Origin of the sequence: Leptospira johnsonii (assembly GCF_003112675.1) — a bacterium.
Lineage (GTDB): Bacteria > Spirochaetota > Leptospiria > Leptospirales > Leptospiraceae > Leptospira_B > Leptospira_B johnsonii.
Genome location: NZ_BFAY01000005.1, coordinates 280,676 through 303,144, shown reverse-complemented (window position 1 = coordinate 303,144; position 22,469 = coordinate 280,676). Strand labels below are relative to the sequence as shown.

Genomic DNA, 22,469 nt, shown 5'->3' with positions numbered 1-22,469 from the left:
TCTATGAAAAAAGTAGCCGTATTAGCAGGGGACGGAATCGGCCCCGAGGTCATGAAGGTGGCTTTATCCGTTCTTAAAAAAGCGCTCGGCTCCAAAGCCTCCGACTTCCAATTTACGGAAGCGCTTGTAGGAGGAATTGCAATCGATAAAACCGGAGGCCCTCTTCCTCCGGAAACATTAAAACTTTGTGAAGAATCGGATGCCATTCTATTTGGTTCTGTGGGAGGTCCTAAATGGGAATCCCTTCCTCCAGAAAAACAACCGGAGAGAGGAGCACTACTTCCTTTACGTAAACATTTCGATCTATTCGCAAATTTACGACCTGCGATCATCTATTCTGAACTCAGAAACGCTTCTCCCATCAAAGCTGAGATCATTGGGGAAGGTCTGGATATTCTTATCCTAAGGGAATTAACCTCCGGGATCTATTTCGGTCAGCCAAAAGGTAGAGAAGGAAGCGGAGCAGAAGAATTCGCATTCGACACAATGAGATATTCTCGCAGAGAGATCGAAAGAGCTGCAAGAGTTGCGTTCGAAGCCGCACGAAAAAGAAATAATAAGGTCACAAGCATTGATAAGGCAAATGTATTAACCACTTCCGTTTTTTGGAAAGAAGTGGTCATTGATCTGCACAAAAGAGAATTTTCCGACGTCCAATTAACTCATCTTTACGTAGACAATGCTGCGATGCAGTTGATCGTAAATCCGAAACAATTCGACGTGATACTTTGCGAGAATATGTTCGGGGATATTCTGTCCGACGAGGCTTCTATCATCACTGGTTCCATCGGGATGCTTCCTTCCGCTTCCCTTTCTGAATCCGGTTTCGGTTTGTATGAGCCTTCCGGCGGTTCCGCTCCGGACATCGCAGGCAAAGGAATTGCAAATCCAATCGCTCAGATCTTGAGTGCTGCTCTACTCTTACGTTACTCTTTCTCTATGGAAGAAGAAGCACAAAAGATAGAATCAGCGGTCCGTAAAGTGATTTCCGCAGGAAAACGTACCAGAGATATCGCCGAGAAAGGCGCTGAAATTTTGGGAACCGAAGAAATCGGAATAGAAATTGAGAAGGTTTTATAAAGCCTGGAATTGAATTCCATGCCTGAAAATTTCATATTTTTACGTATATAAATACTAAAAGTGCGAAACTTTCTGGAAATTTCTTGAATTAATAGGGACGGTGACTGGATGAAAGGCGGAGTAGCTCCATCAGGAAGACCTTATCAGGTAATCATTGCGGAAAATTCTAAATTCCAAGCCAAACAATTGGCTCAGATCCTGGAATCCGAAGGTTACGAAGTGGTCGGTTTTGCGGAAACGGGCAAAGAACTCCTGAATATGTACAAGGAAAACCGAAAGGTGGACCTGATTACCTTAGACCTTCACCTCCCTGTGATAGACGGCTTTGCCGCTTTTTACGAAATGAAAGATATGGGGGTTCTTCCCAGAGTGATCGTGATCACTGACGAAAACACCCCAGCGGTCATGAAAACTCTAACAGATGACGGTATCATGGACTATCTAGTAAAACCTATCAAAAGAGAGAAGGTTCTAGAAAAAGCAAACGCTACCGTTCGCAAGACGATCAAGATTTGATCGTAAATTTTCGTTAGGATCTTATTCCAACCAGATACAGTTTAAATTCCTACCAGTATCTCCCCTTCTATGACTGAAAAATTTAGAATTGGGAGACATGGTGCAAACCCCTGCAGTTTCCAAAAAAGGCTGGATTCCCAGACTTTTGATCCTATGAAGTAAAAATGTTTTTTGTTCCAAGAGAAACTTCCCAGGCTCCTCTAGAGCTTTCAGAGAGTTCGGAACTTCCTTTCTGAAAAGAGAAGCCACATCTTCTCCTACTTCATAATGTTTGCCGGTCGCATAAGGGCCTAAATAGAAGTGAACCAATTCTGGATCTACTCCGTATTTCTTTTTCACATGAGCCAAGGTCTTTTCCGTAATCCCTGCAAGAGTTCCCTTCCAACCAGAATGTATCACACCTACAAGGGCAGGCCTCCCCGTCCAAAAGAAGATGGGCATACAGTCGGCTGTTTTTACGACTAGGATCTTTTTAGGTTCGGTGGTAAAGAGTGCATCCCCCGTGGGAATTTCAGTGCTCGGGGATCCGTTCACTTCCAGGATATTAGTCCCATGCTCCTGATTCATAAAAAACACTTCTGCACCGGCGACTCCGGAGGCTTGGGCAACCCTCTCCCGGATAAAATTCGGATCGTTCGGATCTCCGGAGGCTTCTTTGTTTCCCAGGATCAAAAGTCTCAGGCTTCTTTTGTCTTCTAGAAAAAATCTATGATCGATCATACTTGACTTGGGGAAGTCCTGGTCTTGTATAGAAAAGAGAGGAAATATTTCGAGCCGTAAAACGGAACTGAAAGACAATCCCGGAAAAAAAATCCCATGTCCCAAACCCCTAAAGTAAAAATCTGCGGAATACGAAAAGTAGACGATCTGAAAGTCTGCGTAGAAGAAGGAGCCGATCTGATTGGGATCAATTTTGTTTCTTCCAGTCCAAGACTTGTCTCTCCTAAAGAAGCGGAAATACTGATTACCTACTTATATACTTCTGTTCCTTCCTTTTTACGTCCGAAGATCGTATTCCTTTTTTATAAATCTTCAACCCAATATATAAAAGCACTTTTAAAAAATTTAACCCACGACTATGTCCAATACGTTAGCGACGACTCTTTGGCTCCCGGAGAAACTTCTCCCCTTTACCAAACCAAGGACTCTAGAATTCTTTCCTATCGTGTCCGAGGAAAAGTGAACGATGACTCTCTACATTTCCTAAATTCTGAATTATTGATATTAGATAGTTATAAATCAGATGCAGGCGGAGGAACCGGAGAAAGTTTTCCTTGGGAACAGGTCTCCGAAGTCCGTAGACCTTATCTGCTCGCGGGAGGCTTAACTCCGGAGAATGTTTCAAAGGCGCTTTCCCAAACCAAAGCATACGGGGTGGATGTGGCAAGCGGTGTGGAATCTTCTCCTGGGAATAAGGACCAGGAACTCATTCGGAATTTTATCAGAAATGCAAAACGATTCTCTTACAACGGAAACTAATTCTCCGGATCTGACAGAAGCACTGGATACTCCTATGATGAGGCAGTATCTGGAGATCAAGGCCAAGTTCCCTGATTCTATCCTATTCTTCCGCATGGGGGATTTTTATGAGATGTTTTTGGAAGATGCAAAAATTGCCTCAGCCATTTTAGATATCGCGCTTACCAAAAGACAAAACTCGGTTCCTATGTGTGGGATCCCATTTCATAGTAAAGACGGATATATCTCCAGGTTACTGACTGCTGGAAAGAAGATAGCGGTTTGCGAACAGTCAAGACCTGAAGATGGAAACACAAAACTTATGACCAGGGACGTGGTGAGGATCATCACTCCAGGCACGGTAATCGAAGAACATCTACTTTCAGGATTCCAAAATAATTATCTATGTGTGTTAGTCCCGAAAGCCGCTTTAATCTTTGTGGGAATGGCAGACGTTTCTACTGGCGAAGTTTTGCATTTCGCGGTCCCAATCTCGAGGACCCAAGTATTGGAGTCGGAGTTCGTAAAATTCAAGCCGAGTGAGATCTGCGTATTCTCCCAAGACTTGGAAAGGATCAGAGCCTGGCAGAACTTCGGAGAAAGAGAATTAACCGTTTTAGATGCTTCTAAAGTCGGATCCGAAAACTCAAACGACCCATTCCAAACAGTCACCAAAACATTAGAATATTATATTAGAGAAAATTACAGGGATGGAACTCTCACCTTAAGAGAACCTCGTATCTTACAAACTGGTTCTTATTTGGAGATGGACAGAGAGACCATCCTGAACCTGGAACTGATCGAAAATGAAAAGGAAGACAAGGGTCATACCTTGTTTTCTGTTTTGAATTTCTGCAGTACTGCGAAGGGAAAAAGAGTTCTGAAACAAAGGATCCTATTCCCGGAAACAGACCCTGCCATTCTAAAATCCAGATGGGAAAAACAGGATATTATCAAAAAGATCCCGCTGGCTCATTTGACCCAAGCATTAAAAGACCTGGGGGACCTGGAAAGAATTCTGGGCAGATTCAGAGGAAACAAGGCCTACCCTAGGGATTTTAAAACGATTCTTTCTTCTATCCAAACTTTGGATTCTCTTATTGGTTTACTTTCTCCTCTTGGATATCCGATCTCCAAACCAGACAGATTGGATGAGCTGAAAACATATATAGAAGAACGGATCCATACGGACGAACTTCCTGTTATATTAGGAAATGGTAAATTTCTAAAAGACGGTTATGACAAAAATCTGGATAGAGCCAGAGAAGCCGGATCCAAAGGTGCAGACTGGATCTTAGAATTAGAAACGGAAGAAAAAAAGAAAACAGGACTTTCCACTCTTAAGATCAAGTACAATAAGATCGTAGGTTATTTTATAGAGATCTCTCGTGCACAAGCTGAGCAGGCTCCTAAAGAATATCTTAAAAAACAAACATTAGTCACCTCAGAAAGATTTACCACTGCCAGATTAGAAGAGATAGAAAGAACTATTTTAGAAGCAGATGAGATCATCCAAAAAGTAGAAAAGGCAGAATTCGAAAAAATGGTGCAAACCGTTTTAGGATATTCTTCCGAACTCCTACTCGTCTCCGAAGAATTCGGGGACCTGGATTTCCAAATTTCACTCTTAAAGGCCGAGGAAAAATTCGGCTGGATCCGCCCTGAACTGAGCGAAGATTCCACTTTGGAAATGAGATCTTCTAGACACCCAGTGGTCGAAGCAAGTCTTCCAGTAGGTGCAAAATTCACTCCGAACGATGTGGGCCTGGATGGAAAAGAGAACTCAATCGCGATCTTAACTGGTCCGAATATGGCCGGTAAGTCCACATTCATGAGGCAGATCGCGATCAATCAGATCTTATTCCAGATAGGAGGAAGCGTGGCCGCAGAAACTGCGAAACTTCCTATTTTGGACAAGCTGTTCACTCGTATTGGAGCAGGAGACAATCTGAATGCAGGAGAGTCCACATTCTACGTGGAAATGAAAGAGACTGCGAATATTCTTAAGAACTGCACCTCCCAATCTTTATTACTCTTTGATGAAGTAGGAAGAGGAACTTCTACTTACGACGGAATGAGTATAGCCTGGGCTATTTTGGAATCTCTTTCCGAGATGCACCCTAGGCCCAAAACTGTTTTTGCCACCCACTACCATGAGCTTACGGAACTTTCCAGACTTCCTGGTGTTTGGAACCTTCATATGGAAACAGTGGAGAAGGACGATAAGGTAATTTTCCTACGGAAAGTTAAACCTGGTAAGGCCAAAAAATCTTTTGGTATCTATGTTGCTCAACTAGCAGGGGTTCCTGATTCCGTTGTAAAACGTGCCGCAGAAATTCTCACAGATATGGAATCGAGAAAAAAAGAGATCCGCATCCAAACCAGAGAACCTTCTCTTTTCCAAGATTTGGGTTCTCCAAATGCAGATAATCAGTTTTGGCAGGACTTTAAGAAAGAGATCACAGATCTTCCGATCGATTCCATGACTCCGATAGAAGCGTTAAAACTTTTAGATGATTGGAAGAAGAGAGTTAGCTCGCGGGGTTGAGCCCGGTCCGAGCAAAGCGAGGAGCCGCCCCCTCTCATCTCACTCTGCAAACAAATACAAAAGCACATCCATAGATGCAAAGTCTATCCAATTAGAAATATTGGACTTGAGACCTTCTTTCGCATGAAATCCGATCCCGATCCCGGAAGCTTCTAACATCAGTTGGTCGTTTGCGCCGTCACCTACAGCCACTATGTTTTCCGTCTCCATTTGAAAACGAGACTGAAGTTCTAAAAGAGAATCTCTTTTGATATTCTTATCTACAACGGTTCCTGAAACGGTTCCTAAAAGTTTATCCCCTTCCCTGTCCAAATAATTTGCCCGGATCTCGTCTATGGAATATTCTTGTTTAAATCTTTCTAATATATCGGTGAAGCCACCGCTGAAGACGGCGGTTTTTGCGTTCTTACTTTTTAATCCTTTGAATAATTCAGGAACACCATGATTTGGATGTAATTTAAAGTATAATTCGTCGAATATGGAAACAGGAAGATCTTTTAGATAATGGCATCTTTTTCGGAGAGCTTCTTGGAAGTTCAGGTTTCCTTCCATGGCTTCTTTGGTAACATGAGCCACCTCTTCGTAAACGCCTGCATATCTTGCGAGTTCGTCTATGACTTCTTCCCTGATTAGAGTGGAATCCATATCGAAACAGAACAATGCACCGTTGCGTAAAAAGGAAGAGATTTGGATAAGATCGATCTTTCGGAATCTTTGCAATTCTTGTCTAAGATAGACCAATTCTTCTCTTGAAAGAGTATGAGCTGTATCCCAAACATCGCAGACGTAATCTTTGGAAACTTCGGACCTTCTTTCTATAAATACAGGTTGTTTGAATCGGTCGGAAAGTGCTTCGGATAATCTTTGGGGATCCGAATCGTTTTTAGGACTGAAAAATAAGATCACTTAGTTTATCGGAGAAGAGATTTAATTTTGCGAAGCCAGATGATATAGGCGTCTCTATTGATATGGATGGGATCTTTTTTTCCATCATAAGAAAAAGCCAATTCTTCTCTAATGAATGGGATCTCTTTTTGTCGAAACTCCGGCCAAATATCCAAAAACTGCACGTTCTGGTTTTCGTTTGCGATCCGCAATAGCCAAGAGTTTACGATTGGAGACACTGAATTCACATTTCTGCTCAAAACAGGCGGGATCCCAAGTATAAGCACCTTTGTATTCGGGAGGCTCGTTCTGATCTTTTGGATCAGAAGCCTATGGATTCCTTCTATATAATCTAGGCATTTACCGTCCCGGATATCGTTTCCGCCTATCTCCAGGATAATTGTAGAAGGTTTTAGGTTCAGAACAGTCGAATCAAGACGGTTCAAAAGAAGTTCCGTCATATCCCCAGCGATCCCACGGTTCACAGAACCTGGAAAATCCGACTGGATCAGATCCGGTGGAATAGCTGCAATCAGGCTATTTCCTACGAAAACTATATTCGCTTTCTTTAATTTTTCGTTCTCAGTCGAGTAGATCAGAACAGCTTCCAGATACAATTTCTGGTAGGATTCCCATTCGTCGGAATCCCTGATACCGACCTTGTCCACACATTTGAAATCTGGATTGTAATAGTCGTAGATTGTCCTGGGCTGGAAAACAGAACAAGAGATTAGGGAAAGAAGAAAAAAACAAATCCCTAATGCTTTCATTTGAACGGTCCCTCTAAAAACTCTCAGTTATCGGATTCTTTCATATGGAATCGTTTATGCCAGTCGGCGATCTGAGCTTGCAGATATTCTTCTGTATCACAAATACGAAATTCAATTGGGTTGTTGGAAACTGTGTCGATCAATTTGGCTTCAATGTAGCCGTTTTTTAGTTTATTGATCTCTATTTTATATTTCATCCGACAATCTCCGTTATATCCAGGATTTTCACCCCTACCAGAGTTTCAATCTATTCCGAAATTAATCTTGGAAAACCACCGAGCCTGGGAATCTTCCCATAGTCGGTCGGAAAATGCTATACGATTTTGGTTCTCAACTCAAAAAAACTATTTCAAGGATTTCCGATATTTGTAAAGTTCCGGGAAATTTTCAGGAGCATAAGGATGGTCTTTTCCGAGAGCGGATTCCCAATCTATTTCTTCTCCCATTCCGGAAGAAAATTCAGGATAAAATCCAGAGTCCAAGATCATTCGGATCGTGTCTGCAGCATCGGAACCTTTTACGTTCAGATACCCGCTTGCAAACAAGGAATTCGCTGCGTATAAAGCCATTCCTTGTAATCCTCTAAGATGGCCTTCTCTTCCTGCTGCGATACGGACTTCTGAATCAGGATTCACTAAACGAAATGCAATAAGCGTTCTGAGGCAAAATTCAGGGGTCAAACTTTGAGGATTTTTGATCGCATGTCCTGCAACCGGGATAAAAAAATTCACGGGAATAGAGATCACTTTAAGGTTTTTGATCTCGTATATAACATCCGTTAGATCCCAAAGAGATTCTCCCATTCCAACGATCACACCGGAGCACATTCCCACTCCAGCCTTCATCAAATGGGTGATGGTCTCCACTCTCTGTTCGTAGGTATGCGTGTCACAGATTTCGGGATAGTGTGCCTTAGAAGTATTTAGATTATGATTGTATCTGTCTAGACCGGCTGCCTTTAAACGTTCCGCTTTTTCTCTGTCTAATAGACCCGCGGACAAACATACTTTTAGGCCAAGCTCTTTGCTGATCTTTTCGATGGTGAATGCCAGTTTTTCTGTAGCTAGGGAATTAGGTCCTGTTCCTGCTGTGACCATACAGAAACGGTATGCACCGTTCTCCTTGGCTTGGACCGCATCCTGAAAGATCTCCTCAGGAGATTTCATAGAGTATTCTTGGACTCCAGAGCCTGCATTCTTTCTTTGAGCGCAATAACCGCAGTCTTCTGGACAATGTCCGTTCTTAATATTGTCTAGAACATGGATCCGGACCGTTTTACCGAAGTATTTTTCACGGACCTTGAACGCCTTATCCAAAGCTTCAGTCAAAGGGATCTGGCCGCTTAGAATTGCATGTGTTTCCTCCCGATCGATTATACTTGGCACATCCGAAAATACTTTTTCTTCAGTGACTTGGGGAGTTTCTAGACTAAGTTTCATTCTGCTGATAGTTTTCGAAGCAGTGTTTTCCTTGGCAATCTATATTCAGACTAAAAAACGGGTGTTCGTCAATCTTGGATTTTGTAAGCGGAAAGACCTTCTCGGATTGCTTGGAATACCTTATCCAAAGAAGATTTGGAAATATTATATGGAGGAGTGATATAGATCACATTACCAAGAGGTCGCAAGATGACCCCTTTCTCTTGGCAGATCCTGCGAAATTCTCTGGCAAATGGATTCACGTAACCTGGCTTCAATTTCCCTGTAAAAATTTCTCCTACACCTACTGAACCAAGGACTCTTGTATTTTTAATCTTATCTGGAAATTCAGATCTTAGTTTGGCCCAACCTTCTTCCAAATAAGACTCCAATCGTTTTACATCAGCGAGTCTGTTTTCTTCTTTATAAATTCGTAATGATGCAAGAGCGGAAGCACAACCCGGCGGATATCCAGTCATTGTGTGCCCATGATAGAATGCCTTCATAGGCTCTGAGGACAAAAATTCTTTGTAAATTTCTTCGCTGACCAGGGTTACTGCCAAGGGTAGAATTCCGGCAGTTAGTCCTTTTGCAAGCGCTATCATGTCCGGACGGATTCCTGCTTTTTGGTAGGCAAAGTCGGCGCCAGTTCTTCCAAAACCTGTAAACACTTCGTCCAGTAGAAGAAGCACATCATAACGTTTAGTGATCTCTCTAAGCCTAGTAAGAACACTTGGTTTATGGAATAACATCCCGCCAGCTCCTGCGATCAAAGGTTCCATAACCACTCCCACTACTTCTTCGGAGTGAGCGGATAAGTATGCCTCTAGTTCGTCCAAACAATCCTCCGCACAGGAATGTGGGGATTTGGAAACTGGACAATCATGGCAGGCAGGAGAAGGAAAATTTTTCGTTTGGAATAAAAGGCTTTGGAAGACCCTGTTAAATACTGAATCTCCTCCTACACTCATTGCACCTATCGTGTCCCCATGATAGGAATAGGAGAAGTTGATAAAGACCTTTTTCTTTTGTCTACCTTGGTTCCTAAAATATTGAAGAGCTATCTTCAGCATGATCTCTAAGGCAGTGGAACCATTGTCTGAATAGACTACTTTACGAAAATTCCAGTCTGTGAATTCTAAAAGCTCATGGGCCAGTTCTAATGCGGGAGGATGAGTAAAACCGGCCAGAAGTACATGATCCAAAGAATCCAACTGTTTTTTGACAGCATCAACAAGATTGGGATGATTATGACCGTGGATGCTTACCCACCAGGAAGAGATTGCATCTATGTATTCTTTTCCGTTCTCATCATACAGAAATTCTCCCTTAGCAGAAACTATCTTTAAAGGAGGATCGGAATCTAGTTGGATTGTGTATGGATGCCAGATCAAGGGAAAAGTAAGTCCGGGAGGATCCTATCCGGATCGAATTCTTTTACAACCTTATCTAAGAATTCTTTTCTAGACAACTTTCTTTCCGGTAGAAGAAATGTCCCCAAAAGTCCGATTTCAGCTGCTTCTATTATGGTCCGGATATTATCTGAACGGAGTGGATTTTCAGGACCTATAAAATACACTCCTAATACCTTGATATCTCTTTTTCTAAGAGCATCAATGGACAATAACGTATGATTGATCGTTCCAAGTTCTGTAGAAGCAACCAGTACTAAGGGAAGTTTTGCCTGCTCCACCAAATCTGCGGTAAAATAATAACGTGCAATAGGAACGTATACGCCTCCCGCGCCTTCTACCAATATTTTCGCGTCTTTGATACTGAATAGATGCCTGGAAAGTTCATTTGTATCCACTGCAGTATTTTCCATTTCAGCAGCAAGATGAGGAGAAGCAGGAAGTTCGAATGTATAATAATTTTTTAAAAAATAAGACTCACCAAGTCCCGTAAGATTCATGATCTTCACTCTATCGGAGTCGGAACCTGTTTGGATCGGTTTTAGATATTTTAGTCCAAGCTCTTCTGCATACTTTGCCATAATAAGAGAGCAGAAAAATGTTTTACCAATATCGGTACCGGTTCCGGTTACAAAAATGGACAAACTTAATTCTCCCGAACCAATTGTATGAATTTTTCAAGATCTTTTCTTTGGATCTTAGAATTGAGAGAAACCCTGATCCTAGAAATATCTACAGTCGGAGGCCGTATCGCTTTAGCTTGGAATCCGTTTTGGTTTAGGCGAGAAGAAAGTTCTAATGCTTCTTCTTCCGATCCCAAGAGTATGGGAACAATTTGAGTATTAGAATTTCCTGTATCTCTTCCGATCTGGCGGAGAGAATCCCGGAAGAATTCTGAATTTTCTGCCAATATCTTTCTTTCATGATCCATCTGCCTTGCTAGACGGATTGCAATCCTACCCGCATGAGCGATCGCAGGAAGTGGACCAGTCGAAAAAACAAATGTCCTCGCAGAATGGAGCAGATATTTTCTGGCATCCTTGGTAGTCGAAATGACCGCTCCTTCTAAACCTAATGCCTTTCCTAAGGTGGACATTCTAAAATCTATTTCAGAAGTATTGGAGATATTTTCTTCTAAGGAAACTCCAGAACCTTCTTTCCCGAAAAGCCCGATGGCATGGGCCTCATCCAAATAGAGAAGCGCTCCGTATTTTTCTTTCAGATCTAACAGTCCGCGTACATCTGTTTTGTCCCCGTCCATACTGAATACGGACTCGGTTACGATCATCTTATGTTTGGTGCCGGAATATTTTTTTAAACAATCTTCCAGATCGTTTAGATCGGAATGTTTATAATATACTTTTTTGGCCCCGGAAAGTCGGACCCCGTCCATTAAAGAAGCATGATTCTTTCGATCACAAAAGATCGTATAAGAAGGATCTGCTACGCAAGAAATCGTTCCTAAATTGGCGGCATATCCATTCGCAAAGAAAAGAGAATCTTCGGAATGCACCCAGTTTGAAAAATCGTTTTCCAATTCTTCGAATACAGTTCTGTGACCTCGAACTAAACGGCTCGCAGTGGAACCGGCACCGTATATATCGATACCTTCTTTTAAGGCTTGTATGATCTGAGGATGGGAAGAAAGCCCCAGATAATCGTTGGAGCAAAGGTCCAGGCCAGAAGGAGGATCCAAAACTCGGATCCTCTTTTGGGATTCTAACCTGGAAAAGAAGGCAGGAAGCTCCGAAAAGAAAGGAAGTTTCGTGGATGGAGTTTCCTGCACAGGATATTTCCGAAAGGGATTATAACATCCCTTTTACTTCGTCTCTTTCCGATTTAAGTTCGTCGTGAGTGATATTGAACTTCTCTTTTGCAAATTCGTTCAATTCCAATCCTTTAACGATCTCTACTTTATTGCCGTCAGACTTCACAGGGTATCCGAAGATGAGTCCCTTGTCAGCCCCGTAAGATCCGTCGGAAGTTACAGCAACGCTGAACCAGTCGCCTGCAGGAGTAGGAGTGATGATTTGACGAACGGTATCCACAACTCCGTTAGCAGCAGATGCGGCAGAGGAAGCTCCTCTAGCTTTGATGATCTCCGCTCCACGTTGTTGAACGTTCTTAATGAAATCGCCTTTTAACCAATCATGATCTTTGATCACGTCGGTTGCGGCTTTTCCACCGATCTTAGCATTATAGAAATCAGGGTACTGAGTAGAAGAGTGGTTTCCCCAGATCGCAACATTCGTTACGTCTTTTACTAGATTCGAAGATTTGATCGCGAGTTGGGATTTTGCACGGTTCTCATCCAGCTTGGTCATTGCAAACCAACGATCTGTAGGAACTCCTTTCGCATTGTTCATAGCGATCAGACAGTTTGTATTACAAGGGTTCCCAACAACGAGAACTCTTACGTCGGAAGAAGCGTTCTTCTCGATCGCTTTTCCTTGGTTTACGAAAATCCCGCCGTTAATTTTGAGAAGGTCGCTTCTCTCCATTCCCGCTTTTCTTGGAACTGAGCCTACTAATAACGCCCAATTGATATCTTTAAAAGCGACATCAAGATCCGCGGAAACAGTTACTTTTTGCAAAAGAGGAAAGGCGCAGTCTTCCAATTCCATGATCACACCTTTAGCAGCTGGAAGAGCCGCCTCCAGTTCCAACATTTGGATCTCTACAGGAGTGTCCGCTCCGAACATTTGACCGGATGCGATCCTAAATAATAGAGAATATCCGATCTGCCCTGCGGCACCCGTAACTGCTACCTTAACTGTTTTTGCCATTTGAAACTCCTAACTTTTTGTATACGATAGAGCTTAGTTGTTTTTCAGCTCTTCGTCGATGATCTTCGTGAAATTTTGGATCGGCATATTGCCTTCCACTAAAATACCGTTAATGAAGAAGGCAGGTGTTCCGTTCACTCCGTAACTTTGTCCTGCCTGCAGATCCGCTTCGATCTCGCTCTTAATCTTATCCTCGTCAGCGATACAACGATTGAATGCGCCCATGTCTAAACCGACTTGTTGCGCCAGTCTGATCACATTTCCTTTTTCCAATTTTCTTCCGTTCTCAAAAAGAAGACTATTGTATTGCCAGTATTTTCCCTGAGGAATAGAACAATTTGCAGCTACGTGAGCGAACATCGCGTTTCTATGGAAATCCATAGGGAAATCCCTAAAGACCCATTTTATTTTATCCTTATATTGTTCTCTAAGAGCCTTAGTGGTGGTTTGGCTCATCGCGCAATAAGGACATTCGAAATCTGAAAATTCTACGATAGTTACTTTTGCGTCAGAAGGTCCGATAGTCGGATTCTCACTCGCATCGATTGCCACTCTTGTTGGAGGAGGAAGTTCAGGCCCGATGATCTCGGTATTGTATTCTTCTCTCATTCTTCCGAAGAAGGATTGTCTCTCTCTATCCGCCTGAACTGCTTTTAAATATTTTACGATCTCGTCTTGGACCGCAGCTAAAGGTTTTCCTTTTAAGCCAGGCTCATTCTTGAATTGATTATAAGCAGCAACAACTTCGTCTTGAACAGGCTCGTAACCTCTTCCGAACTTAGTCAGCTCATCTACAGGAACTCCTTTGGCAGACGCTTCCTTTTTTAAGATCTCTTGGGAAGCAAGTTGAGAGAACATTCGATACATCTGCTGGTTATTTTCCTGCAGATACTTACGATAAGCAGCTGGGTTTTCCTTTTTTATATCGGAGACAGTGTAAAATCCGAATGTTCCGATCCTCATATAATGTTCCGGGATAAAGAACTTCACAATCGGATAAATAGATAATAGAACGTAAGCTAAAAAGACCCAAGGAAGAGCAGCCTTAAATTTCTGACCGAAAACACGGTCTAACAGATTGGAAGAAGTTTCTTCAGACATAATATCCTTACCAAGGGTGAAAAGTTCCCCTAGCTGCCAATTTAGAAAGCCGAGTATTGGAGGCAAACGAATAATTCGGGGGGTGAAAAAGGCAGAAATCCTCTCCAATCCATAGGAAAAAAAACCTTCAAATTCAGGCTTATATAGGAATTATTTCGAAAAAAAATTAAGCAAGCGAACGGATATCCGATAGGAATTAATAGGGACCTGAAAACGGAGGTTTAGGTTTATGAACATAAATGGGATACAACCGGGACATTATCCGGCGACTTGGTCACCGGTACAGAAAGAAACGAAACCCGAATCAGAACCGGTCGGCGACGTATTGGAGATCCAAGGTGTCGATTGGAAAGGGATCAAACTTAAAAACGAACATGGAGCCGATGAATTAGTAATGAAACCGAGCCCTGTAAGTGCGGAAGAAAGAATGAGCCAAGTGATCAGTCCGGAACAAATGAAGGATCTTTTATCCATGATCGTAAGTTCCAGATTTAGCTCCTTCTCTGAAACAAAAACCGGTCGCGGTAAGATAGATTTAAAAGGATAAAACTTGGCTTTTGAGTTAGGTCTTGTATTTTCTCCCAAGCTGGATTTAGCCTTAGGCGTCCTGACACTTATCGCAGTTTCAGGGATGGGTTTCTTTTTTTATTGGGAAGTACTTCGTCCGTACGCTGCCAAAACACGCCCAGGCCAAATGGACCCTCCTGAAGAAGGAGACACCTACGAAATCGTAGTTCCGGAAAGCACCAGATTTTATAAATTTTCCGTAGGACAAATCTATGGAGACATCCCTACCCTCTGCAAGTCCATACAAGACGATCATCTAGTATTCGTATTAAAAAAAGGAAAAGATACGGAAGATTATGATATTCTAATCAATCGTTCCGGTCCTGCGATCATGAAGCCCCCTCGTATGCAGCACTTTGCTAAAATGGAATCCCAGGAAAAACTGGAAAGCCATGAGATCATAGGACAAACGGCGTCTTTTAGGATTTCGGATAAGATCATAAAAGATCGTATGACCCAGTACTTCGAGATAGGTCTTACTTCTAACTTCTTTATGAATAAATTAGGAAAGGAAAGAATGAGATTCGTATTCTCCGTCCAAAAGATCCATCCAGGTCTTGCCACCAGATCCAGAGATAAAAAAGGACTATATTCTTTCGGAAAAGAAAGATCTTCGGAAGAAGATTAAGAGATCTTTTTAAAATGGATCTTAGCTCCACCCGTATCCGTAGAAAGACGCACTAGCCTACAAGGGATCCCTGATTTTTCAGAAAACTGTTTCGTAAGTTCCGAGAATTTTTTCTCCAGTCTTTTGGAGTCTTTTCTTCTGGTATAAATAAGAACAGCAGGCCCACTTCCGGAAAGAGAAACACCTATCGAGGATTTTTGGATCTCTTCTACCAAAGGTAAAAGCGGAAATTCTGAATTCATTCTGTAAGGAGTATGGATCTTATCTTCCAACGCCCTTTTTAGAAGTCCAGGTTCTCCTGAGTCTAAGAATTCCCACCAAGTAGATATCCTACTCATATTAAAAATAATATCAGAAACCGGATAAGAATCCGGAAGGCATTTTCTGGAATGATTGGTCGCGATCTCCAGTTCGGGAATAAGAAAGAAACAATGTATATTCTTAGGAAACTTTTTCTTAAAATAATAAAGTTTCTCTTCTGCAAAATAAGAGAAAACAAATCCTCCTAAATAAGCCGGAGTTGTATTATCAGGATGACCTTCTAATAAAGCGAGTTGGTAAAGGAACTCTGACTCACTCGGAAGTTTTGTTTCCGGAAAATATATACCTTGTGCAAACCTTGCTGCGGAAAATCCAGCAACGACAGCGCTCGCACTAGAGCCCAACCCTCCTTTTAAAGGAAGTCCAAGCTCCATAGTCACAGAATAAGGAATGGGAGAAGCACCCGACTTTTGTGAGGAAACAAATACTGAAAAATACGTTTTATAAGATTGTAAAACTAGATCCTCATCATCGGTAAACGTAGGAGAGGAAGATCCTTTGATCTTTCTAGTAAACTCGGAAGTTTTTCCGAATTCAAAACTGAACTCGTTGTAAATCTGAAAGGCCAATCCCAATAGATCGAAACCAGAACCTAAATTTGCGGAAGTTCCGGGGACCTTGATCTGGAATTTGTATTTTGGAGTGCTCATCTAACCGAGTATCCGGATTTTCTGCCATCTTTTGGGAAATTCTCCGATCGTCATTTGCTTTTCTAAAACAAAAAGAATTCTGATTTGCGCTTAGGTTCCTGGAAGAAAGAATGTTCGCGTATGCATTTTGGTTGGTCTGACGCTCTGGTTTTATTTTTCTACTTTGGGATCGTTCTTTATTCCGGTTATAAATCCGGGCGTAAAAGTTCCGAATCTAAGGAATTCTTCTTAGCGAACAGATCTCTTTCTTGGGTTCCACTTTCACTTTCCATTGTAGCGACGGAAACCTCTGCATTGACCTTTCTTTCCGTGCCAGGAATTGCGTATTCAGGAAATTTTACATTCTTACAAGTGGTGTTCGGATATATTTTAGGAAGAACTGTTGTTGCCTTAGTTTTAATCCCACTCACCTACCATCATAATTTTCTTTCGGTATACGAATGGGTCGGGACCAGATTCGGAAGAAAGTCCCAAAAGACAATGTCCGGTTTATTTTCTGTGACTCGAATTTTAGGAGATGGAGTCAGGCTTTACGCATCTACACTTCCAGTAGCAATGTTACTCGAGTTAGGACTTCCTAAAATTCTACCCTATTCATTCGGTCAATACTCGATCGGGGTCTGGACCCTAGTTATAGTCACCTTAATCACTGTTTTATATACCATGCAAGGTGGATTCAGATCTGTTGTCTGGGTGGATACACTACAATACTTTGTATATGTATTCGGAGGAGTATTCGCCTTAGTTCTTTTATACCAAGCAAGTCCAGAGCCGTTAGCTATTCTCTCTTCTGCTTGGGAAGGTAACAAGCTCAAGTTTATAGAATGGGAGAATAGTTCCGCAACTTACTTTATGCCATGGGCAGTGCTCGGAGGGGCCTTACTTAGCTTAGGAACTCACGGTGCGGACCAGATGTTTATCCAAAGATCACTCGCTGCCAGAAACGTAAAAGACGCGCAAAAAGCGATGATCGGCTCGGGGATTGCAGTATTCTTTCAGATGATCCTTTTCTTGGGAATCGGAACTTTCTTATTCTACAAATTTAACGGACAAACAATCGCTCAAGACAAGGTATTTTCCAAATTTCTAATAGAAGAAGTTCCTGCTCCGTTTTTAGGACTTTTACTCTCCGGGATATTGGCCTCTACTATGTCTACATTATCCAGTTCCATTAATTCACTCTCTTTGACTGCAAAAGCTGATTTTGGTTGGAATTTAGGCGGACAGAAGCTCTCTTCTGTATTCTTCGGGATCTTACTATTTTTTAGTTCCTTTTTCTTCTTCTCCCTTCCTGAAAATTATACAAAGGGACTCTTGGAATTAGGACTCAAAATTTCTTCTTTTACTGTGGGCTCTATGGTAGCGGTCTTTCTAACAGAAGTCATCCCGTTCTTGAGAAAAAGGATTACTGTTTCCGATCTGGGACTCGCTCTTTCTTTGGCTGGTTCAATCCTAGTGACTGGAATTTCCGGAACAGTGAAAAACTATAATTTTACAGTTCTTGTTCCGCTTGGAATGTTACTATTCTGGACTTTTGCGTTAATTGCAGGATTTATTTTTCCGAACCGGAAACAATAGAATCCATAAAGGAAGTTAGTATCTTACGAAACTCTTCTGCTTTTGTAAAATGGATATAATGATCCCCGCCAGGAATGGTTTCGAATTTTGCATTCGGAAAATATTCTAAACAAACGATCTTATCGCTTGTACGAAAATATTCAGAATCCCCACCTATTATAAATATTACCTTTCCGGAATATTGTTTGTCGGTACCTGAAAATTCGGATTGGAACATATTTTTAGAATTAGAAATAGCTTCCACATTCAGTTTCCAACGATATCCTCCGGATTCAGTCCTATCCAAGTTCATGAGTAGGAAATTCCGAATAAACGGATTTGTTACGAATTTAGAAGTAGCCGAATCTATCTCTTGCCTATTCTTAAAAGTAGAAAGATCCGTTCTTAAAACTGCGAGTTCCCCTTCGTATTTGAATTCGTAGTCTCTGGGGGCTATATCCTGGATGATCAGATCTTCTACCATTTCAGGATATCTAAGTGCAAATGTCATGGAGACGAGTCCGCCCATGGAATGACCGAGGAGGATTACTTTTTTAAGCCTACGATCTTCTATAAATTCTTTGATATCTTCCGCCATAGCACTCAGAGAATGTTCGGAAGAATGAGGAGAATCTCCGTGGTTCCGAAGATCTAAACTATACACTTTGGAATAATGGCTTAAAAAATCGGAAACACTTACCCAGTTTTTAGATGAACCGAATAAGCCATGTAGAATTAAAATAGGAGTAGTAAGAGTTGCAGTTTCTTTGGGCGGATATTCTTTAAAGAAAAGTTTCACTTCTTTAAACATTCCTCTTCTATCACTCTGAGTTTAGAATAGAACTTCTTTCCATATCTTGCTGGTAATTCTTGGACTTTATTCCTAAAATTCTTGAGTCCTGATTCTTTAGGAAGTTTAGAATCACATACCAAGGTCTCTCTATCCTTGGAAAAATGAAGAAGTCGTTTTTCTAAATGAGAGGAGAAGATGGGAGCATAGTTCCCATTCGGCTGCAATAGTAGATATTTTAATCTGCGGTTTTCTTCATCCTGCAAAACGCAAATTGGATCTCTTCCACATCGGATCTCAGGCGTGTATTTTACTGCTAAGTAAGCGGCAAAGTCACCAGGTTTCGAGTTTGGGTAGGCTTCCGCTACTTTCCAAAAAGTTTCGGGTCTGACTTTTAGTTTAGATCCTTCAGGTGCATTGGAGAGCGTATCCGTCCAATTTCCTGTTTTAGAGTATACACCTAATTCAGTTGGATTGTTTTTTAAAAGATCTTCCAACTTTTGTCTGGATTTGGATCTGTATTCTGGGGATTGTAAAACTTCTGCATATCTCTGCAGGACCACTAATCTACGGATCTTAAGGAACAAATACTCGTTTCCTTGGAAGATAGGACCTTCTTCTATTTTTGTTAAATAGGTAAAAACGGATTCTAATTCGTTCGGTCCTGAATCTTGGTAGAGTAGTTTTTCGATAGCCTTAGTGATAACTGGATAACTTCCCTTACTTCCCATTCGGAACAATGCACGGGAATCCACCCAACCTGTTAGCCCATCCTTGTCGGTAAGCAATTGGAATTTGGAGTCTGCCTCTTTTTGGTTTTCAGAAGAGAGTATCTCTCCAAAGGAAAGTCTACGCAGAACTTCCGATTTTTTTTCCGGGAACAGATAGAGCTCCGTTCCCGGATCTAAAACGATGTACTGTTTTTTCTCCTGAGAAGAAAGAGAGAATGTACAGCTTGCGATCAGTATGAGATATACCAACCGTCGTAAATACATTCTGTTAACGGGAAAAGTCCCTTACCATTTCGGAGATCCGCGAGACACCTTTTTTGATATCGTCTTCTCCCATCGCATAGGATAAACGAAGTGCATTATCGTCCCCGAATGCGATCCCTGGAACTGCAGCTACTTTGTATTTATCCAAAAGTTGAGCGCAGAATAATTTACTCTTGCTTGTCTCAGAACTTGCCGCCTGTAGTTTTTTGAAACCGTCAGTTTCATACACTCCAGTCAGGTAAGGGAATACGTAAAATGCACCTTGAGGCACATTCACTTCCACACCTGGGATTTCGTTTAAAAGTCCTACGATCAGGTCCCTTCTCTTTTGGAATGCTTTGGCCATTTCGGCTACACAAGCTTGGTCTCCAGTTAGCGCAGCTTCTGCGGCAGCTTGGGAGATAGAAGAAGGATTGGATGTGGACTGGCTTTGGATGGTATCCATGTTTTGGATAATATGCAAAGGTCCTGCACCGTAGCCGATCCTCCAACCTGTCATAGAATACGCTTTGGACACTCCATTTGCAACGAAGGTAAGTTCTTTCAGTTCAGGAGAAAGCATTGCCAGATTCGAAAATTGGAATCCGTCAAAAACGATACTCTCATAGATATCGTCGCTTAGAACCATGACCTTATGTTTTAAGACCACTTCTCCCAAAGCTTCCAATTCCTTTCTGGAATATGCAGAACCCGTTGGGTTGGATGGAGAATTGATGACCACTACCTTGGTTTTAGGTGTGATTGCTTTCTCCAATTGTGCAGGAGAAATACGGAAATTGTCCGCTTTGCTGGTAGGAACAATGACTGCCTTACCTTCTGCCAGACGTACTATATCCGCATAGCTTACCCAATAAGGAGCTGGGATCACAACCTCGTCTCCTGGATTTAAGGTAGCTAAGAAGAAATTATAGATAACCTGCTTCCCGCCTGTTCCTACAATGATCTGGTTTCTGGAATATTCCAGTCCATTATCTCTTTTAAATTTAGTAATGATTGCGTCTCGGAGTTCCACCGTACCGGAAACAGCCGTGTAACGAGTCTGTCCCTTATCGATCGCTTTTTTCGCAGCCTCTTTAATATGGGCCGGTGTCTCGAAGTCAGGTTCTCCTGCTCCGAAACTTACGATGTCTTCGCCTTTCTTTTTTAGTTCTGCCGCCTTAGCACTGATCGCTAGGGTGGGTGAAGGCTCGATCACATCTAGCCTTCTTGCGTTCCATTCCATTTGGTCCTCTCTTTTTAATTAAGCTCCGACTTTTTCTTCGAGGGATTCTCTGAATTGGTCTAGAGTGTATATTTCGTATTCGTAACCTTGTTCTGTAAGGAAAAGTTGTCTGTTCTGACCGAATCTTTCTTCATTCGTATCTCTCGAGATCAAAGAATAGAAAACAGCGGTATTATCCTCGCCTTTTGGTCTCAGAATTCGGCCCAAACGTTGTGCCTCTTCCTGACGGGAACCGAAAGTTCCGGAAACCTGGATGGCGATATTCGCATCCGGTAAGTCAATGGAGAAGTTTGCAACCTTACTGACGACTAGGGACTTGATCCTACCCGATCTGAACGCATCGTACAATTCCTGTCTTTCTCCCAAAGGAGTTTTTCCTGTGATCAGAGGAATTTTGAACGCTTTAGAGATCTCTTCCAGCTGATTGATGTATTGTCCAATCACGAGTAAATGGGATTCCGAGTGCTTCTTCATGATCATTCCGATCGCCTTCAGCTTCTCAGGATTTTCGGAAGCTAGGCGGAACTTCTCTCTATCGTCTGCGATAGAATATCTCATACGAAGATCGTCTTCCATGGAAACACGGATCTCTTTACATTTTGCTTCCGCGATCCAGGATTTACTTTCCAGTTCCTTCCAAGGTACGTCGTACTTTTTAGGTCCGATCAAACTGAATACGTCCTCTTCCAAACCGTCTTCTCGAACTAGGGTTGCTGTGAGTCCCAATCTTCTTTTTGCCTGTAATTCGGAAGTCATTCTGAACACAGGAGCAGGAAGTAAGTGAACCTCGTCATAAACGATGAGTCCCCAGTTATTCGCACTGAATAGATGGAAGTGGGTGAAATCCCCACCTTTTTTCTTTCTATGTGTGAGAATATTATAAGTAGCGATGGTAATCGGTTTGATCTCCTTCACTTCTCCTGAGTATTCCCCGATATCCGATTCAGGAATATCAGTTTTGTCTAAAATTTCGTTTTTCCACTGACGGATAGAAAGTGTGTTTGTGACCAGAATGAGAGTCTCTGCTCCCACGATTTGCATCACACCGATCCCTACGATCGTTTTACCGGCACCGCAAGGAAGAACAACGACTCCGGAACCACCTTCGTTCCCACCACCCGCGTGGAATACTTCCACAGAGGCTCTTTGGTAATCTCTCATTCCGAACTTTCTACCTGACTTGGTAGTGGGTTTTAAATTGAATCCGTATTTGTTTCCCTCGTCGTAACCTGCTAAGTCTTCTACCGGGAAACCGATCTTGATCAGGGCTTGTTTGATATGGCCTCTGAATTCTTTTTTGATATAGATCTTATCGTTCTCGGTCTTCTCTATATAAGGCTGGACCGCTCTATGATTAGAGATCTCTTGTAAAAATCCTTTTTCGTTGGAGATGATACAAAGATCTCCGTTCTCTTCCTTGACTAGTTTTACTTTTCCGTATCTTCCGATCTGTTCCTTGATCTCGTTGACTACGTTTTTCGGAACGGAGTATCTAGAATATTTTTCCAAACATTCTACGATCTCGTCCGCGCTCATCTTGATAGATGCAGCGTTCCATAAGGAAAGAGGAGAAATTCTATAAGTGTGTAGATATTCGGGACTTTTTTCCAATTCCGCGAATTTGGATACGACTAACTGACAGGCTTCGAATTCAGGATTGTCCACCTCTAAAAGCATAGTCTTATCACTTTGAACGATTAACGGTTTACTCACGGCGTGGAATCTCCCTTAAAACTTAGACTGAAAATGACCCCTTGCTTGTCAA

Annotated in this window: 22 protein-coding genes; 7 read left to right on the top strand and 15 right to left on the bottom strand. The window is 42.1% G+C overall.

Annotated elements, in window-relative coordinates:
• Positions 1 to 3: 3 nt before the first annotated feature.
• On the top strand, positions 4 to 1,080 hold the full coding sequence (gene leuB / locus LPTSP_RS02660) for a 3-isopropylmalate dehydrogenase (protein WP_108927291.1): 1,077 nt from the start codon (positions 4 to 6) through the stop codon (positions 1,078 to 1,080).
• 108 nt (positions 1,081 to 1,188) lie between these two features.
• Positions 1,189 to 1,596 (top strand): response regulator, encoded by a 408-nt coding sequence (locus tag LPTSP_RS02655; RefSeq protein WP_108927290.1) that lies wholly within the window; start codon positions 1,189 to 1,191, stop codon positions 1,594 to 1,596.
• Positions 1,597 to 1,617: 21 nt separating this feature from the next.
• Here LPTSP_RS02655 and pgeF read toward each other — a convergent pair whose 3' ends face one another.
• Positions 1,618 to 2,316 (bottom strand): peptidoglycan editing factor PgeF, encoded by a 699-nt coding sequence (gene pgeF, locus LPTSP_RS02650; RefSeq protein WP_108927470.1) that lies wholly within the window; start codon positions 2,314 to 2,316, stop codon positions 1,618 to 1,620.
• A gap of 96 nt (positions 2,317 to 2,412) precedes the next feature.
• Here pgeF and LPTSP_RS02645 point away from each other — a divergent pair, with 96 nt between their 5' ends.
• A complete protein-coding gene (locus LPTSP_RS02645; protein ID WP_108927289.1) occupies positions 2,413 to 3,075 on the top strand; it encodes a phosphoribosylanthranilate isomerase in 663 nt (220 codons plus the stop codon).
• Positions 3,044 to 5,602, top strand: coding sequence for a DNA mismatch repair protein MutS (gene mutS / locus LPTSP_RS02640; protein WP_108927288.1), 2,559 nt, complete (start codon positions 3,044 to 3,046; stop codon positions 5,600 to 5,602). Before LPTSP_RS02645 ends, mutS begins: the two co-directional genes overlap by 32 nt.
• A gap of 39 nt (positions 5,603 to 5,641) precedes the next feature.
• Here mutS and serB read toward each other — a convergent pair whose 3' ends face one another.
• The 9 genes from serB to LPTSP_RS02600 all read right to left on the bottom strand — a co-directional run bounded on the left by serB (position 5,642) and on the right by LPTSP_RS02600 (position 13,974).
• On the bottom strand, positions 5,642 to 6,508 hold the full coding sequence (gene serB / locus LPTSP_RS02635) for a phosphoserine phosphatase SerB (protein WP_108927287.1): 867 nt from the start codon (positions 6,506 to 6,508) through the stop codon (positions 5,642 to 5,644).
• A 5-nt stretch (positions 6,509 to 6,513) separates the two neighbouring features.
• The gene (locus LPTSP_RS02630; RefSeq protein ID WP_108927286.1) at positions 6,514 to 7,257 is read right to left on the bottom strand and encodes a GDSL-type esterase/lipase family protein; all 744 of its coding nucleotides are present in this window, start codon (positions 7,255 to 7,257) and stop codon (positions 6,514 to 6,516) included.
• Positions 7,258 to 7,280: 23 nt separating this feature from the next.
• Complete coding sequence (locus LPTSP_RS19060; protein WP_167396398.1) at positions 7,281 to 7,454, bottom strand: hypothetical protein; 174 nt, start codon at positions 7,452 to 7,454, stop codon at positions 7,281 to 7,283.
• Between the two features lie 147 nt (positions 7,455 to 7,601).
• Positions 7,602 to 8,696: a biotin synthase BioB gene (gene bioB / locus LPTSP_RS02625; protein WP_108927285.1), complete on the bottom strand. Its 1,095-nt coding sequence runs from the start codon at positions 8,694 to 8,696 to the stop codon at positions 7,602 to 7,604.
• Positions 8,697 to 8,764: 68 nt separating this feature from the next.
• Positions 8,765 to 10,069, bottom strand: coding sequence for an adenosylmethionine--8-amino-7-oxononanoate transaminase (bioA, locus tag LPTSP_RS02620; protein WP_108927284.1), 1,305 nt, complete (start codon positions 10,067 to 10,069; stop codon positions 8,765 to 8,767).
• Positions 10,066 to 10,731: a dethiobiotin synthase gene (gene bioD / locus LPTSP_RS02615; RefSeq protein WP_108927283.1), complete on the bottom strand. Its 666-nt coding sequence runs from the start codon at positions 10,729 to 10,731 to the stop codon at positions 10,066 to 10,068. Before bioD ends, bioA begins: the two co-directional genes overlap by 4 nt.
• Positions 10,732 to 10,733: 2 nt before the next feature.
• Positions 10,734 to 11,792: an aminotransferase class I/II-fold pyridoxal phosphate-dependent enzyme gene (locus tag LPTSP_RS02610; RefSeq protein WP_439956980.1), complete on the bottom strand. Its 1,059-nt coding sequence runs from the start codon at positions 11,790 to 11,792 to the stop codon at positions 10,734 to 10,736.
• A 100-nt stretch (positions 11,793 to 11,892) separates the two neighbouring features.
• A complete protein-coding gene (locus LPTSP_RS02605) occupies positions 11,893 to 12,873 on the bottom strand; it encodes a malate dehydrogenase (RefSeq protein ID WP_108927281.1) in 981 nt (326 codons plus the stop codon).
• Positions 12,874 to 12,906: 33 nt separating this feature from the next.
• The gene (locus LPTSP_RS02600; RefSeq protein WP_108927280.1) at positions 12,907 to 13,974 is read right to left on the bottom strand and encodes a DsbA family protein; all 1,068 of its coding nucleotides are present in this window, start codon (positions 13,972 to 13,974) and stop codon (positions 12,907 to 12,909) included.
• 229 nt (positions 13,975 to 14,203) lie between these two features.
• Here LPTSP_RS02600 and LPTSP_RS02595 point away from each other — a divergent pair, with 229 nt between their 5' ends.
• Entirely contained in the window at positions 14,204 to 14,521 is a 318-nt protein-coding gene (locus LPTSP_RS02595) for a hypothetical protein (RefSeq protein WP_108927279.1), read from the top strand.
• A gap of 3 nt (positions 14,522 to 14,524) precedes the next feature.
• Positions 14,525 to 15,169: a hypothetical protein gene (locus LPTSP_RS02590; RefSeq protein ID WP_108927278.1), complete on the top strand. Its 645-nt coding sequence runs from the start codon at positions 14,525 to 14,527 to the stop codon at positions 15,167 to 15,169.
• On the opposite strand, the gene thrB is transcribed toward LPTSP_RS02590, so the two are convergent.
• Positions 15,166 to 16,140 (bottom strand): homoserine kinase, encoded by a 975-nt coding sequence (gene thrB, locus LPTSP_RS02585; RefSeq protein WP_108927277.1) that lies wholly within the window; start codon positions 16,138 to 16,140, stop codon positions 15,166 to 15,168. The two genes, LPTSP_RS02590 and thrB, sit on opposite strands and share 4 nt — an antisense overlap.
• Before the next feature lie 120 nt (positions 16,141 to 16,260).
• Between thrB and LPTSP_RS02580 the strand changes: the two genes are divergently transcribed.
• Complete coding sequence (locus LPTSP_RS02580; RefSeq protein ID WP_108927276.1) at positions 16,261 to 17,718, top strand: sodium:solute symporter family transporter; 1,458 nt, start codon at positions 16,261 to 16,263, stop codon at positions 17,716 to 17,718.
• Here LPTSP_RS02580 and LPTSP_RS02575 read toward each other — a convergent pair.
• From LPTSP_RS02575 to LPTSP_RS02560, 4 genes are read right to left on the bottom strand one after another with little or no spacing between them, the layout of a single operon-like run.
• Entirely contained in the window at positions 17,693 to 18,508 is an 816-nt protein-coding gene (locus tag LPTSP_RS02575) for an alpha/beta fold hydrolase (RefSeq protein WP_108927275.1), read from the bottom strand. The genes LPTSP_RS02580 and LPTSP_RS02575 overlap by 26 nt on opposite strands.
• A complete protein-coding gene (locus LPTSP_RS02570; RefSeq protein WP_174704415.1) occupies positions 18,493 to 19,482 on the bottom strand; it encodes an SH3 domain-containing protein in 990 nt (329 codons plus the stop codon). Before LPTSP_RS02570 ends, LPTSP_RS02575 begins: the two co-directional genes overlap by 16 nt.
• A gap of 4 nt (positions 19,483 to 19,486) precedes the next feature.
• The gene (locus LPTSP_RS02565) at positions 19,487 to 20,704 is read right to left on the bottom strand and encodes a pyridoxal phosphate-dependent aminotransferase (RefSeq protein WP_108927274.1); all 1,218 of its coding nucleotides are present in this window, start codon (positions 20,702 to 20,704) and stop codon (positions 19,487 to 19,489) included.
• Between the two features lie 18 nt (positions 20,705 to 20,722).
• Positions 20,723 to 22,417 carry a DNA repair helicase XPB gene (locus LPTSP_RS02560; protein WP_108927273.1) on the bottom strand — a complete coding sequence of 565 codons (1,695 nt, stop codon included), beginning with the start codon at positions 22,415 to 22,417 and terminating at the stop codon, positions 20,723 to 20,725.
• Between the last annotated feature and the right edge of the window lie 52 nt (positions 22,418 to 22,469).